Source organism: Palleronia rufa (assembly GCF_000743715.1).
GTDB lineage: Bacteria > Pseudomonadota > Alphaproteobacteria > Rhodobacterales > Rhodobacteraceae > Palleronia > Palleronia rufa.
This window is the reverse complement of record NZ_JQEY01000001.1, coordinates 210,097-222,735: the sequence shown is the minus strand read 5'-3', so window position 1 is coordinate 222,735 and position 12,639 is coordinate 210,097. Positions and strand designations below refer to the sequence as shown.

Sequence of the window (12,639 nt, the reverse complement as noted above, 5' to 3'; positions counted from 1 at the left end):
CGCATGTCGTCGGTGCCGGGGCGGGAGGGGGTCAGACCCCGACCTGGCCCGGATCGCGGCCGCGTGGGCGCCGCTCAGCCGGTCCTGGTCGGCGCTTGGCCTCGCCGCGGCCAGAACAAGAGGATGACGGCGCCGCAGAAGATCGCCGTGTCCGCCAGGTTGAAGGCCGGCCAATGCGTCGTGCCGATATAGAAGTCCAGAAAGTCGGTCACGCCGCCCAGCCGCAGCCTGTCGGCGACGTTTCCGAGCGCGCCGCCCATGATGAGCCCGTAGCCCGCGGCATCGCTTCGCCGCCCGCTGCGGAAGGCAAGCACCGCGACCCAGGCGACGATCGCCAGAGCCAGCCCCACCAGGGCAAGGGGCGGCAGATCGCCGAACATACCGAAGCTGACGCCGCTGTTGCGGTGAAGCACAAGGTTGAAGCCCGGAAACACAGCCAGACCGCCTGAAAGCAGGTCGGCGTTGGCGATGGCCAGCGCCTTTGTCGCCTGATCGAGCCCGAAGGCGGCGACAGCGACACCGGCCGCAAGAGCAAACGGAGCATTCGAACCGTTCATGGCCGCCTATCCGAGCCAGACGTCGAGGAACAGCATCAGCACGAGCCCGACGGCAAGGCCGAGAGTGGCACGGTTCTGATGCCCGCTGCGATGGGTTTCCGGGATGATCTCATGGCTGATGACATAGAGCATCGCACCCGCCGCGAAGGCAAGTCCCCAGGGCAGGAGCGGTTGCGACAGGGTGATGATCCCGGCGCCGAGCACACCGCCGAGCGGCTCGACAAGCCCGGTCAGCGCGGCGATGCCCCAGGCACGACCCTTGGAATAGCCCTCGCCCAGCAGCGAGACGGCGACCGCAAGCCCCTCTGGCGCGTTCTGCAAGCCGATACCGATCGCCAGCGGCAGGCCACCGGACAGCCCGTCCGCGCCGAAGCCCACCCCCACGGCAAGCCCCTCCGGGAAGTTGTGAATGGTGATTGCGATGATGAAGAGCCAGACGCGCCTGAGCGACGCGGCTTCGGGTCCCTCGCGTCCCGTCTTGAAGTGTTCGTGGGGCAGACGCTCGTTCATCAGTGCGATCGCGCCCATCCCCAGCAGGATCGAGACGCAGACCACAGCGGCCGGCATTGCGCCGTTGGAGAACATCGGCTCGGCCGCATCCAGCGCCGGGATGATCAGCGAAAAGAACGACGCGGCCAGCATGACGCCGGCCGCGAATCCGAGCGCCAGGTCTCGCGTGGCCCGCGACGGCACCCGGCCGAACAGCACCGGCAGGGCGCCGACGGCGGTCAGCGATCCGGCTGCCAGGCTTCCCATGAATCCGAGCGCAATCGGAGACAATTCGTTCATGGTTCCTCCCGGGGAAACTCTGCGTCGAACGGGTCGGTACGGTTGGCGCCTTGCGACTTGCGGTTACTCATTCCATGTCCGGCGCCAGGGTCAAGGCGATGCCCGTTCTTTGCCGCGGGCGATGTCACATTCGCGTGACGTGACAAGACATTCGCGGGCGTCCCCTCTATCGTCAGAGCGCGCTTCCAAGGAAGCTGTGAAACGTAAAAGATTCCCGGGAGCGTACCCTCGCAATGCTGACCAGACGTCACTTCATCACGACCACCGCCGCGATGTTCTCCGCGCCGCTCGCCGGTCCGGCTCTTGCAAGCACTTGGCCGACCGACGCCCAGAAAGCCGCCTGGGACGCCGAGGTGACTCCGCCGAATTTCGATCTGGCCACGACGAACCCCTGGGGGCTGCATCCGCGCCTGATGCCGCAGCGGGTCGAGGCACGTCCGGGACTGGTGCCGGGTGACATCCACGTGGATGCCACGGCACGGTACCTCTATCACATCGAGACGGGCGGGACGGCCATGCGCTACGGCGTGGCCATCGGGCGCGGCGGACTTTACGAGCCGGGGACCTATACGATCCGGCGCAAGGTGGAATGGCCGCATTGGACGCCGACCCAGAACATGATCGAGAGAGAGCCGGAAGTCTACGCGCAGTATGAGGGCGGGATGGAGCCCGGTCCGCAAAACGCGCTGGGGTCGCGGGCGCTGTATCTCTACGTCGGTGATCGCGACACCTACCTTCGGATCCACGGCACGCCGTACCCGCGCTCGATCGGTACGCGGGCCAGTTCCGGGTGCGTGCGCATGGTCATGCCGCAGATCAACGCGCTCTACGAACAGGTCGAGCTTGGAGTGACGGCCGTCCTTTATCCGGCCGAGAACGACGGCACGATGGCCGTGAACAGCTGACCCCCCCAGACCGGCGTCGGGCGCCGGTCTGACCGCTGTCTGCGAGACAGCGCCCCGCACGAAGGAAGAGACCCCAAGCCGCCACTCCCGGTCGTTGGGACGCAACAGCGCAAGTCATGTCCCCGCGCAGCGGCCCGCTAGAGGCGCTGTTCGCAGATCGGGCGGCCGTCGACCGTGCGCAGCGGCAGCATGGTCGTTTCCACCGGGCCGGAATGGCTGTACCAATAGCACCCGTCCTGAGGCCGCAATTGAACGGATTGAAGATCCTGATAGGGTGCCGCCAATGCGCTCAGCTGGATAAGCACCTCTTCCGCGATGGCAGGCTCCGGCTCCGTAGAGTCCATGGGAGGGCCGGCACAGGCTGCGAGCGCGAGCAATCCCGTGAAGATCATTGTCGTTTTGCCACTGTTCAATACATGCGACATCGGTCGGATCCTTTCAGAGTTCGCGAAGACGCCCCTCGGGCCGGTATCGCGGATGAAGATTTCGTAGATCTTATGACAACCGTTCGGGTTCATGGCCGGGAAACCGCGGGGCGCCGTCGGTCCGGACGAACCGGCGGTTGCTGACCGGCATCCCCGCAGATGGATAGTGCGGTCCGCGGGCCCGTCCCCCCGGGCGGTGAACGATCGTCCCAAGCGTCAGAGCCTTTCGGGCAGATCGGACGCGAAGTCACTGGCAAGCGTTTCCTCCAGCCGGGCCCGTGACTCGGTCAGCCGGTTGACGGCAGATCCGTCCTGCGCATCGCGCGCGACGGCGTCCGCCAGGCGGTCGTCGGACAGCGGATCCGTCGGGCGGCCATCCACGCGCACTTCGTAATGGAGGTTCGGTCCCGTGGCCGTACCCGTCGCGCCGACCCGGCCGATCATGTCGCCGGCCGCGACGCGCTGGCCTTCCGCAAGGCCATCCGGCACCGCGCTCAGATGCGCGTAGCGGGTCATCGTGTCCGTGCCGTGGGCGATCTCGACGACCCGCCCATAACCGCCGCGACGGCCGATGAAGCTGACGCGCCCCGCTGCCGTCGCGCGCACAGGCGTCCCGCGCGCGGCCGCGAAATCGACGCCGGTATGCATCCGCACATTGCCGTAAACGGGGTGCTTGCGCCGGCCGAAGACCGAGCTGAGCCGCGCGCCGTCCACCGGCTGGGCGAAGACGCGAACCACCTCACCGTCGAGATAGATCGTGGCGCGGCCCGTTCCGTCATCGGGCCAGACGATTTCATAGAGCGCGTCCCCGAGGTCGAGCGCAGCGAAGGCGATTTCGGGCTCTCCGATCGTCTCGCCGTCGACGCGCGCCTCCTTCCACAGCAGGCGCAGCGTTTCGTCGCCGTCCAGGTCGCGCCGGAAGTCGATAGTCCCGGCCAGCATCTGTGCCAGATCGACGGCGAACCGCGCCGGAATTTCCGCATCGTCGAGCGCGGCGAAAATGGAACTTGCGACGCGCGCCTCTCCTGCAAGGATCACGGTTTCGGGGTCGGGGGCTACGACATGGACCAACGGCCGGTCGCCGAAGAAGGCCTCGATCCGCACGCCGTCCTCGACGTCGAGCGAAACGCTGCGCAGGGTCCCGTCGGGCATCGTCTCGACCGTCACCGCGTGACCCGGACGCAGCCGCCGCAGGTCGTATTCCGCGCCGAGCGCCAGCGACGCCTCCGCGCGGTCCGCAGCGGCAAGGCCGGCTTCCACGAGGAGCGCGTCGAGCGTCTCGCCGGCGGCAACCTTGCGCGCCCAGGTGACCGGCAGGGGCGCGACCGGGGGCGACACGCGAGAGGCTGCCGGCGCGGCGGGGGTTTCCCTATCGATCGCGGCGGACGGGGCGCCGGCCACGGCCTGCGGCGCGACGGCGTTCGGCTTTTCCGGCAAGGCAACCCGCGCGGGCGTCGCCAGCGCGGCCTCTGCCGAGCCTTCCGGCAGGGAGTCTTCGCGTGTCGCGCCCGTCAGGTCCGAAGCCATCGCCAAGACACTGCCGGTCATCGCCAGTCCTGCCGTCCAGTATCTCAATCTCATGTCGCCCCTTCTGCGTCCATTGCGCGCCGGATCTTCGGCACTGCGAATTCCCGCGGTTCGTGGTAGTCGATGGTCGTGGCAAAGCGTCCTTTCGCGTCGAACAGGAAGACGCTGGCGGTGTGGTTCATGGTGTACTCGCTGGCTCCCGTCTTAACCCGCTCGTAAGTCGCTTGGAACCCCTCGACTGCGCGCGCGATCTGTTCCTGTGACCCGGTCCAGCCGCGGATCGCCGGGTGGAAGTAGCTGACATATTCCGCCATGGCCGCGACCGTATCCCGTTCCGGATCGACGGTAATGAATACGACGTTCAACAGTTCGGCGGCGTCTTTGCCCAGATCGTCCAGCCAGCCGGAAATATCGGACAGGGTGGTGGGGCAGACGTCGGGGCAATAGGTGAAGCCGAAGAACACCATCGTCGGTTTCCCGACCAGAGTATCGGGGCCGACGGCCCGGCCTTCGTGATCGGTCAGCCGGAACTCCATCTGCGTCAGCGGCAGGGGCCGCCTGTCGGCCGCCTGTCCGGCGCCCGGCCCGTCCACGCGCCACCAGCCGGCGAAAAGCGCCAGGGCCAGGGCGGCAAGGGCGGCCGCTCCGTACCCGACGAGCGCGCGCCGCCGCGTCACCCGCCTGGCCCGCGCGCCGCGATGCCCATGATCGGCACCTCGACTGTCGCCTCGCCGCCGTCCGAAAACGTCAGCGTCAACGCAAAGCTCTCACCGTCCTGCATCGGGCGCCGGAGTTGCATCAGCATGGCGTGCAGGCCGCCCGGCTGCAGCAGGACCGTTTCGCCCGGCGCGATCGCGATGTCTCCTGCCGGGGTCATCGAACTGACGCCCTGCCCATCGGTGGCGGTCAGGTGAATTTCGGACCTTTCGGCAAGGTCGGTTCGCAGACCGGTCAGTGTGACGGGCTCATCGCTCGGGTTGAGGATCGCCATGTAGGCGACGCCGGGGCGGGACACGCCAACGGAGGCGCGCGACCAGGCATCCCTGACCACGATATCGCCGGAGTCCGCCAGTGCTGGCGCGGCCAGCGCGAAGGCCAGCGCCCAGGCCGGAATCATCGCTGCGGGGGTGGACTTCATCGTTGCTCCTTTTCGGTTTGCGTCAGCGCGTCGCGGTCGGTCACGTCGCGGATTGCGCGACTTCGGCGGCGACCAGCGCGCGAAGTTGATCTGCGCCGAACGGTTCGAGCGGCTTTCCGTTGACGAAGAATGTCGGTGTACCGGTCACGCCCACGGTCTCGACATCCGCGCGGTCCTGGTTGATGATTCCGACGACATCCGGCGCCATCATCTGCGCCTCGGCGGCGTCGGCGTCCAGACCGGCCGTCCCGGCGATGTTGAGGATCAGGCCCGGTTCGGGTGTGCCGCGCGACGCCCATCGCGACTGCTCGTCAAGAAGGGCCTCCATGACGGGTTCGTAGACGCCCTGCGCCCGGGCGGCTTCGAGGACGCGAATGGCTTCTTCGGACGACTCGCCGTGGAAGGGCGTATAGCGAATGACCACGCGGACCGCGTCGCCATGCTCGGCCATGATGTCCTTGACCACCGGATAGAAGGCACGGCAAGCCTCGCAGGCGGGGTCGAAGAACTCGACGATCGTGACAGGCGCCTCCTGCGGCCCCAGGATCGGCGAATAGGGACGCACCAGCGCCTCGGCCATCTCGGGGGCGATGGGCGCCGTGTCGGCGACTTGGTTAGGGCGGGTTACGAACCAGGCCGCTGCCGCGAACACGGCGAGCGACAGGGCCACTGCGCCTAGGATCAGGGGTTTACGGGTCATCTGTCGGTCTCCGTGAGTGAGGCCGCCGAGAGGGCGGCGATGAGCGCGAACGCGAGAAGCGACAGCAGCGGGATCGGCACGCCCAGAACGAGCTGCTTGTCGTCCGTGCAGGAAGGGCCGCTTGCCGTGCAGGGCTGGATGGGTTCGGGGACGATCCCCGCGAACAGCCCCAGATGCCAGAGCGCGAAGGCACCGCCGGCAAGCGCAAGCGCGATCCCGTAGCGACCGATCGTCCGGTCCCCCCACCAGAGTCCCAGTCCCAGAATGACGGCCAGCGGGAACATGAACGCGCGCTGGTACCAGCAAAGCACGCATGGCCTCTGTCCCAGAACCTCGCCGATGAACAGCACGGCAAGAGAGGCTGCAAGCGCCACGATCCATGCGGCGGCGAGCGCCGTGTCGGCGGACAGTCTGGGCATCATCGGTCGATCCGCTCTTGCAGATCGGCACGAATGTCCTCGGCCGGGGTGCCGTAGCTCCACGATGCGACGTAGCCCGCGCCGGGATCGAACAGGAACAGTTGCGAAGAATGGCTCATCGTGTAGCCGTCCGGTGCGGCCGCTTCCTCGGCCTTTTGATAGAAGATCTTGAACGACTCGGAGGTCTTCGCGATCTGGTCCGGCGTTCCGGTCAGGCCGATGATCCGCGCGTCGAAGCGCGGGACGAAGTCGGCCAGCGCCTGGGGCGTGTCACGTTCAGGATCGATCGAGATGAAAAGCGGCTGGACCCGTTCCGCGTCGCTGCCCAGCCCCTCCATAACGGCGGCGACTTCGGACAGGGTGGTGGGGCAGACATCCGGGCAGTTGGCGAAACCGAAGAACACCAGCATCCACCGGCCGGCGAAATCGTCCTGCGTCCGGACCATCCCGGTGTGGTCCGTCAACTCGAACTCGGCCCGAAAGGCGGGCTCCGTTTCCGACCGCGCAAGATCGGCGCCACCGTCCGGCCGCAACAACAGCCACACAAACGCCAGCGCTGCACCGCCCGCCAGCACCCAAAGGGCCCTTCGAAGGAGTTTCAATGTCACCGAGCCTGTCTGCCGTTCCTGGTTGACGACGGGGGTACACCCTGCGGCCGCTTGAGGTTCAAGCCCTTTCTCCCCGGTTCCAGACTTCCGTCACGCGCATGTGATAGGGTGGATTCGTTGCCAATCCGAGGCTCCGGACCTAGAGAAACGGGCACATGATGGAGGTCCCGGATGTTGACGATCGGCAACTTGGCCAAGAGGACCGGCACCAAGGTACAGACGATCCGCTACTATGAGCAGATCGGGCTGATGCCGGAACCCGGCCGGACGGACGGCGGACAGCGCCGTTACCGCGAAGCCGAACTGGACCGGCTGTCGTTCGTCCGGCACGCGCGGCAACTGGGGTTTTCGCTGGAGGCGATCCGCGAACTGCTGGACCTGAGCGATCACCCGGGCAAGTCGTGCGCCGAGGCGGATGCCATCGCGCGCCGGCAGCTCAGGCAGGTCGAGCAGAGGTTGGCGCGGCTGGAGGCGCTTCGCTCTGAATTGACGAGGATGGTGCACGAGTGCAGCGGCGGGCAAACCGCCGATTGCCGGGTGCTGGAAGTGCTGCGCGACCACGCCGAGTGCCTAACCGACCACGATGAGATCGGCGCCTAGGCCCGGACGAGGCCGACGCGCCGGCCGGCGACGACGCCGGAGCGGTGTCAGCGATGGGACGCAATCGGGCCGAACCTCGATCATGTCCGGGCGACGGGGCCGCTTCCGTCCGCGTGGTTTCCAGGCCATCGCGGGAACCGATACCGCGCGGGCGACTTCACCCTTTTCAGGCGCATCGGCGGGGTCACGTTCCCCATTTTCGGTGGCCTTCACGATGGATCGGACGGGTTCGACCATGCGCCGTGCCGTGAGACGAAAGCACGGACCGGCAAACCTCTGCGGCGGTGCGGTGATCCCAGCAACCGGCTCCCGTCGCACCCCCACGTCGCCTGCGGTCGCTGTTGCGGCCGGTCGGGCGGCAGAAAACAGGAGATGGGACAATGTCCGAAGCGATCGAAGCCAAGTCCGGCGAACAGAGACGCGCGTTGTGGATCGTGCTGCTGCTGAACCTGGCGATCGCCATCGGCTTCTTCGTCACCGGAGCGATCGGTGATTCCAGCGCGCTCATCGCCAACGGGCTCGACAACACCTCCGACACGGTCGTGTATGCCATCAGCCTTTTCGCGCTGTCCCGCGCGGCCGTGTGGCAACGGACGGCGGCGAACGTGTCCGGGGGAATGCTGCTGCTGTTCGCGGCCCTGGTTCTGGTGGACGCGATCCGGCGCTACTACGCCGGATCGGAGCCTCTGGGCGGCATGATGATCACGATGTCGCTGATCGCGGCCGTTGTGAACGTCATCTGCGTGTGGCTTCTGGCCAGGATCGAGGACCCGGGCGTCAATGTCCGTGCGGCCAACACATTCAGCTGGAACGATTTCGCGTCGAACGGCGGCATTCTGGTGGCTGGCGGGCTTGTCTGGTGGCTGGACACCAACTGGCCGGATCTGGCCGTCGGCGTCGCCGTCGCGGGGATCTTCGTCTGGGGCGGGATCAAGATCCTCCGCGATGCCCATGGCGAGCACCACAAGGCGGTGCACGGGGACGATGCGTGATCGCGGCCTGGGTATATACGCTGATACCGGCTGCGGTCGCCATGCTCGGGGCTCTCGTCGCCGTCAACGTGCGGCCCGGTTCCACGACGGTCAGCGCCATTCAGCATTTCGCGGCGGGCGTCGTCTTTGCGGCGGCGGCGGGGGAGATCATGCCGGATGTCGTGCACAGCGGGCTGCCGGTCGCGACCCTCGTCGGCGGTTTCGCGGGGATCGGCGTCATGCTGGCGATCCGCCGGCTCGAACGTGCCATCACCGGGCCGACCGGGATGTTGACGCTTGTCGGGGTGGACATCCTGATCGACGGCCTGGTACTCGGCATCGCATTCGCGGCCGGGGCAAAGGCCGGCCTGCTGCTGACCATCGCGCTCAGCGTCGAGGTGCTGTTCCTGGGGCTGGCCGTCACCATGGAACTGTCGGAGACGGTGAAATCCAGCAGACGGATCCTGGCGACCGTCGCCGCCCTTGTTGTCCTGCTGCCCGTCGGTGCGGTGGTGGCAACCCCCATCGCCAGCTTGCCGGCGCAGTACATCACCGGCTTTCTCAGTTTCGGGCTGATCGCGCTGCTGTATCTGGTGACCGAGGAACTGCTGGTGGAGGCCCATGAAACCCCCGACCGGTCCTGGGTCGCCGCGATGTTCTTCATCGGCTTCCTGCTGCTTCTTTCTCTCGAAGAGGTGATGTGATGGCCAGCACTCAAGGGAATAGGAAACACCATGCCGCATGATCACGGCCACGCGCATATCGACCCCAACTCCGGAGACCGCAGGGTTTCCGTAGCGATCTGGGCGAACGGGATCCTGACCGTCGCGCAGGTCGTCGGCGGGATCCTGTCTGGCAGCCTCGCCCTGATCGCCGATGCGCTGCACAACTTCTCCGACATGGCGTCGCTGGTGATCGCCTTCGCGGCGCGCAAGATCGCCCGCCGGCCGGCGGACGAGCGGATGACCTTCGGCTATGGCCGGGTCGAGATCGTGGCCGCCCTCATCAACTACACGACGCTCATCATCATCGGCCTCTATCTGGTATACGAGGGCGGGATGCGGATGATCGACCCGCCGCAGGTCCAGGGCTGGACGGTCGTGATCCTGGGCGGCATCGCACTGGTCGTCGACACCTTGACCGCGCTTCTGACCTATTCCATCATGAAAGGCAGCGTGAACATCCGGGCGCTCTTCCTGCACAACCTGTCCGATGCCGCGGCCTCGCTCGCGGTGGTCTTGGGCGGATCCCTCATCATTCTCTACGACATGCGATGGGTCGATCCGGCGATCACCATCGGCATCGCGCTTTACATCCTCTACCTCGGCTTCGCCGAGATCGGCGGTCCGATCCGCACGCTGATGCTGGGTAGCCCGCCCGATCTCGACAACGGGGCCGTCGTGGAGGCGATGCGCGATATGGACGGGGTCGCGGACGTTCATCACGTGCACCTCTGGCAGATGCAGGAGCATGAGGCGGCGCTCGACTGTCATGTGGTGCTGACCGACAGCGGCTGGGACCGGACGGAGGAGATAAAGGCCGCGATCAAGGATCGGCTGCAGGAGGATTTCGGCATCAGCCATTCCAGCCTGGAGTTCGAGCATCAGGACCGCGCGCACCGGAATGCCGACCTTTACGGCCACGGCACATCCGACGGGAAGGATAACGACCATGTTCACGGAAACGCTGAGCGCGCATGACGACGTGATCGGCATCGCCTGCGACGGCACGCTGAGCCGGAGCGATCTGGGGCGGATGCACGCGCTGCTGCACGATCGGCTGGACAGGTCCGGCAAGGTCGCGCTGGTTCTCGACCTCACGGGGTTCGAGGGATACGAGGGTTCTGCCGCCGTGCTGGAGGACCTGAGGATCGATACCGCCCATGCGAACGACTTCAGCCGCGTCGCCATTGTCGGCGCCGGTCGCCTGCTGGAATGGGGAATGGAGCTGGCCGGGGCTCTGAGTTCCGCCGAGATGCGCGGGTTCGATACCGCAGAGATGGCCGCCGCCGTTGCCTGGGCACGGGGAATCTGAGCCGATGTGGTCGAACATGAGCGATCGCCCCCACGGCCGCGCCGCGGATCGCGCGGCGCCCGCCGTTTCGGGTGCAGCCATCCCGCGTCTCGACATTGTCGATGTCGTGCGCGGGCTGGCGATCGCCGGCGTGGTGCTTTTCCATATCGTGTGGGATCTTTCGTTTCTCGCGGTCATTCCGCCGTGGGTCGCATCGCACCCGCTGTGGCTGCTGTTCGGCCGCCTGCTGGCGGGCACGTTCATGGCACTTGTCGGGGTGAGCCTTGTCCTCGCCGCGGCGGGCGGCCTCCGGCGCAAGGCGTTCGTCCGGCGCCTCGGGATCCTGGTCATCGCGGCGCTGGCCATCACGGTCGTGACCCGCGTGGCCTTTCCGCAGACCTTCGTCTATTTCGGCATCCTGCACTCGATCGCGGTGGCAAGCGTCATCGGCGTCGTGGTGCTGCGCCTGCCCGCACCCGTCATCGCGGTCCTTGGGCTGGCGGTCTACGGTCTCGGCTTTGTCTGGACGTCCGAGGCGTTCGATCCCCGTTGGCTGGCGTGGACCGGCTTCGCGGCATCGCCCCCCCCCAGCAACGACCTGGTTCCGGTGTTTCCATGGGCCGGGCTGACGCTGCTGGGCATGGCAGGAACGCGGCTGGCCATCGCCCGGGGCTGGGTGCATCGTGCGCGGCCCCTCACCGGGGGTCTTGCCCGCTCACTGGCCTGGATGGGCCGATACAGCCTGCCGATCTACCTCATCCATCAACCCGTGCTGCTTGGCGTTCTGATCCCGCTTGTCCAGCTGGTCCGGTGACGCTGAAAACAGGTCGAAGCCGCGGGCGATGCGCTTCGCCCCACCGCGCCACACCTGCACCGATCCGGGTGCGACATCGGGGAGGCGTCCGGGCTATTCGGCGGCGGGCAGCAGCCCGGTGATGAGTTGCCGCAGCCCGATGGCCGCGCCCAGAAAGATCGCGGCGAGCGTCACGGGGGCGCTGAAGGCAAGCACCGAAAAGGCCGAAAGCCCCTGGCCGACACTGCATCCAAGCGCCGTGACGGCGCCGACCCCCATGATGAACGCCCCCAGGATCTGGCGGCGCAGCTCACGCGGATCGTCGCAGGCTTCCCAGCGGAAATGCCCCTTGGCCAGACAGGCCGCGAAGGCGCCCGCGACGACGCCGAGAACCGAGCCGATCCCGAAACTCAACGACTGTCCCGACGCGATCATCGCGTAGAGGAGGGTCTCACCGACAGGGGCTGAAAACGTGTGGCTTGCCGGACCGACGGCATCGAAGCTGCGACGTTCCAGCCAGGCCGTCCCGGCCCAGCCGCTGACGATGGCAAGTCCCACCACCGTGCCCCATCCCAGCACGGCACGGGACCGGCCGGCCGACGACCTGCCGACCGACAGCGCCAAGAGGACGGTTCCGGCCGCCGCTGCGGCCACCGCCTCGGGGAGTCCGACCATCCGAGAGGCCAGTTGCGCGAAGCCCGGCGTGGACACTCCGGAGGCCTGTTCCGGAAAAAGGAACACCCGCAGGTAGGCGACTGGACCGGAGACGGTCATGTAGGCGCCAAGCCCCATGACGATCACGATGAGGAAGGACCGGATGTCGCCGCCGCCCAGCCGGGCCAGTACCCCGTATCCGCAATTGCCCGACAGGGCCATGCCGTATCCGAAGATCAGACCGCCCAGAATGCTCGCCGCCGGGTTCCACGCCTGCGTAAGATAGACGGTGCGCGTCGCGTCGAGGAGTCCCGTTCCGACCAGCCCCGCTGTACCCAGGATCGCGACCCCGAGGGCCACGCCCCACATCCGCAGCCGCGCGTCGTCTCCGCCGTAAAGCCGGTCCTCGATGGCACCGAGCGTGCAGAACCGGCCGAGCCGGGCCGCGGCCCCAAGCGCCAGCCCGCCGCCGAGGCCGATCGCGGCCGCCAGGGTGGTATCGCTCAGTCCATCGAGCATCGCTCTTCCCTTCGATGCCGT

The 12,639-nt window shown here is 67.1% G+C and carries 17 protein-coding genes; 7 read left to right on the top strand and 10 right to left on the bottom strand.

What is annotated here, in order from left to right:
* Positions 1–74: 74 nt before the first annotated feature.
* Together lspA and KW83_RS01040 are read right to left on the bottom strand one after the other, a co-directional pair.
* Positions 75–557, bottom strand: coding sequence for a signal peptidase II (lspA, locus tag KW83_RS01045; protein WP_051928088.1), 483 nt, complete (start codon positions 555–557; stop codon positions 75–77).
* A 6-nt stretch (positions 558–563) separates the two neighbouring features.
* Positions 564–1,346 (bottom strand): ZIP family metal transporter, encoded by a 783-nt coding sequence (locus KW83_RS01040; RefSeq protein WP_036173284.1) that lies wholly within the window; start codon positions 1,344–1,346, stop codon positions 564–566.
* Between the two features lie 233 nt (positions 1,347–1,579).
* Between KW83_RS01040 and KW83_RS01035 the strand changes: the two genes are divergently transcribed.
* On the top strand, positions 1,580–2,251 hold the full coding sequence (locus KW83_RS01035) for a L,D-transpeptidase (RefSeq protein WP_036173281.1): 672 nt from the start codon (positions 1,580–1,582) through the stop codon (positions 2,249–2,251).
* Positions 2,252–2,388: 137 nt separating this feature from the next.
* Here KW83_RS01035 and KW83_RS01030 read toward each other — a convergent pair whose 3' ends face one another.
* The 7 genes from KW83_RS01030 to KW83_RS01000 all read right to left on the bottom strand — a co-directional run bounded on the left by KW83_RS01030 (position 2,389) and on the right by KW83_RS01000 (position 7,032).
* Entirely contained in the window at positions 2,389–2,676 is a 288-nt protein-coding gene (locus KW83_RS01030) for a hypothetical protein (protein WP_407667832.1), read from the bottom strand.
* Positions 2,677–2,892: 216 nt separating this feature from the next.
* On the bottom strand, positions 2,893–4,257 hold the full coding sequence (locus tag KW83_RS01025) for a M23 family metallopeptidase (protein ID WP_036173259.1): 1,365 nt from the start codon (positions 4,255–4,257) through the stop codon (positions 2,893–2,895).
* Positions 4,254–4,880, bottom strand: a complete 627-nt coding sequence (locus KW83_RS01020; RefSeq protein ID WP_036173256.1) for an SCO family protein — start codon at positions 4,878–4,880, stop codon at positions 4,254–4,256. The genes KW83_RS01025 and KW83_RS01020 overlap by 4 nt, the downstream gene beginning before the upstream one ends.
* Positions 4,877–5,341, bottom strand: coding sequence for a copper chaperone PCu(A)C (locus KW83_RS01015; RefSeq protein ID WP_051928086.1), 465 nt, complete (start codon positions 5,339–5,341; stop codon positions 4,877–4,879). The genes KW83_RS01020 and KW83_RS01015 overlap by 4 nt, the downstream gene beginning before the upstream one ends.
* Positions 5,342–5,381: 40 nt before the next feature.
* A complete protein-coding gene (locus tag KW83_RS01010) occupies positions 5,382–6,041 on the bottom strand; it encodes a DsbA family protein (RefSeq protein ID WP_036173253.1) in 660 nt (219 codons plus the stop codon).
* Positions 6,038–6,460 (bottom strand): disulfide bond formation protein B, encoded by a 423-nt coding sequence (locus tag KW83_RS01005; RefSeq protein ID WP_036174768.1) that lies wholly within the window; start codon positions 6,458–6,460, stop codon positions 6,038–6,040. The genes KW83_RS01010 and KW83_RS01005 overlap by 4 nt, the downstream gene beginning before the upstream one ends.
* Positions 6,460–7,032 carry an SCO family protein gene (locus KW83_RS01000; RefSeq protein ID WP_036174765.1) on the bottom strand — a complete coding sequence of 191 codons (573 nt, stop codon included), beginning with the start codon at positions 7,030–7,032 and terminating at the stop codon, positions 6,460–6,462. The genes KW83_RS01005 and KW83_RS01000 overlap by 1 nt, the downstream gene beginning before the upstream one ends.
* Before the next feature lie 207 nt (positions 7,033–7,239).
* On the opposite strand from KW83_RS01000, the gene KW83_RS00995 reads away from it, so the two are divergent.
* The 6 genes from KW83_RS00995 to KW83_RS00970 all read left to right on the top strand — a co-directional run bounded on the left by KW83_RS00995 (position 7,240) and on the right by KW83_RS00970 (position 11,466).
* The gene (locus KW83_RS00995) at positions 7,240–7,668 is read left to right on the top strand and encodes a MerR family transcriptional regulator (RefSeq protein WP_036173250.1); all 429 of its coding nucleotides are present in this window, start codon (positions 7,240–7,242) and stop codon (positions 7,666–7,668) included.
* Positions 7,669–8,048: 380 nt separating this feature from the next.
* Positions 8,049–8,660, top strand: coding sequence for a cation transporter (locus tag KW83_RS00990; protein ID WP_036173247.1), 612 nt, complete (start codon positions 8,049–8,051; stop codon positions 8,658–8,660).
* Positions 8,657–9,343 carry a ZIP family metal transporter gene (locus KW83_RS00985; protein ID WP_235191336.1) on the top strand — a complete coding sequence of 229 codons (687 nt, stop codon included), beginning with the start codon at positions 8,657–8,659 and terminating at the stop codon, positions 9,341–9,343. The genes KW83_RS00990 and KW83_RS00985 overlap by 4 nt, the downstream gene beginning before the upstream one ends.
* Before the next feature lie 30 nt (positions 9,344–9,373).
* Complete coding sequence (locus tag KW83_RS00980; RefSeq protein ID WP_036173245.1) at positions 9,374–10,339, top strand: cation diffusion facilitator family transporter; 966 nt, start codon at positions 9,374–9,376, stop codon at positions 10,337–10,339.
* A complete protein-coding gene (locus KW83_RS00975; RefSeq protein ID WP_036173242.1) occupies positions 10,311–10,673 on the top strand; it encodes a SpoIIAA family protein in 363 nt (120 codons plus the stop codon). Before KW83_RS00980 ends, KW83_RS00975 begins: the two co-directional genes overlap by 29 nt.
* Positions 10,674–10,689: 16 nt before the next feature.
* On the top strand, positions 10,690–11,466 hold the full coding sequence (locus KW83_RS00970; RefSeq protein WP_081904441.1) for a heparan-alpha-glucosaminide N-acetyltransferase: 777 nt from the start codon (positions 10,690–10,692) through the stop codon (positions 11,464–11,466).
* A gap of 93 nt (positions 11,467–11,559) precedes the next feature.
* On the opposite strand, the gene KW83_RS00965 is transcribed toward KW83_RS00970, so the two are convergent.
* Positions 11,560–12,618, bottom strand: coding sequence for a YeeE/YedE family protein (locus KW83_RS00965; protein WP_036173239.1), 1,059 nt, complete (start codon positions 12,616–12,618; stop codon positions 11,560–11,562).
* Between the last annotated feature and the right edge of the window lie 21 nt (positions 12,619–12,639).

What these genes read in the sequence shown, in the direction of transcription:
- KW83_RS01010 (WP_036173253.1), bottom strand. Translation starts at nt 6,041, where the DNA reads ATGACCCGTAAACCCCTGATCCTAGGCGCAGTGGCCCTGTCGCTCGCC.
- KW83_RS00990 (WP_036173247.1), top strand. Translation starts at nt 8,049, where the DNA reads ATGTCCGAAGCGATCGAAGCCAAGTCCGGCGAACAGAGACGCGCGTTG.
- KW83_RS01040 (WP_036173284.1), bottom strand. Translation starts at nt 1,346, where the DNA reads ATGAACGAATTGTCTCCGATTGCGCTCGGATTCATGGGAAGCCTGGCA.
- KW83_RS00965 (WP_036173239.1), bottom strand. Translation starts at nt 12,618, where the DNA reads ATGCTCGATGGACTGAGCGATACCACCCTGGCGGCCGCGATCGGCCTC.
- KW83_RS00970 (WP_081904441.1), top strand. Translation starts at nt 10,690, where the DNA reads ATGAGCGATCGCCCCCACGGCCGCGCCGCGGATCGCGCGGCGCCCGCC.
- KW83_RS01015 (WP_051928086.1), bottom strand. Translation starts at nt 5,341, where the DNA reads ATGAAGTCCACCCCCGCAGCGATGATTCCGGCCTGGGCGCTGGCCTTC.
- KW83_RS00995 (WP_036173250.1), top strand. Translation starts at nt 7,240, where the DNA reads ATGTTGACGATCGGCAACTTGGCCAAGAGGACCGGCACCAAGGTACAG.
- KW83_RS01030 (WP_407667832.1), bottom strand. Translation starts at nt 2,676, where the DNA reads ATGTCGCATGTATTGAACAGTGGCAAAACGACAATGATCTTCACGGGA.
- KW83_RS01035 (WP_036173281.1), top strand. Translation starts at nt 1,580, where the DNA reads ATGCTGACCAGACGTCACTTCATCACGACCACCGCCGCGATGTTCTCC.
- KW83_RS00980 (WP_036173245.1), top strand. Translation starts at nt 9,374, where the DNA reads ATGCCGCATGATCACGGCCACGCGCATATCGACCCCAACTCCGGAGAC.
- KW83_RS01005 (WP_036174768.1), bottom strand. Translation starts at nt 6,460, where the DNA reads ATGCCCAGACTGTCCGCCGACACGGCGCTCGCCGCCGCATGGATCGTG.
- KW83_RS01025 (WP_036173259.1), bottom strand. Translation starts at nt 4,257, where the DNA reads ATGAGATTGAGATACTGGACGGCAGGACTGGCGATGACCGGCAGTGTC.
- KW83_RS00975 (WP_036173242.1), top strand. Translation starts at nt 10,311, where the DNA reads ATGTTCACGGAAACGCTGAGCGCGCATGACGACGTGATCGGCATCGCC.
- lspA (WP_051928088.1), bottom strand. Translation starts at nt 557, where the DNA reads ATGAACGGTTCGAATGCTCCGTTTGCTCTTGCGGCCGGTGTCGCTGTC.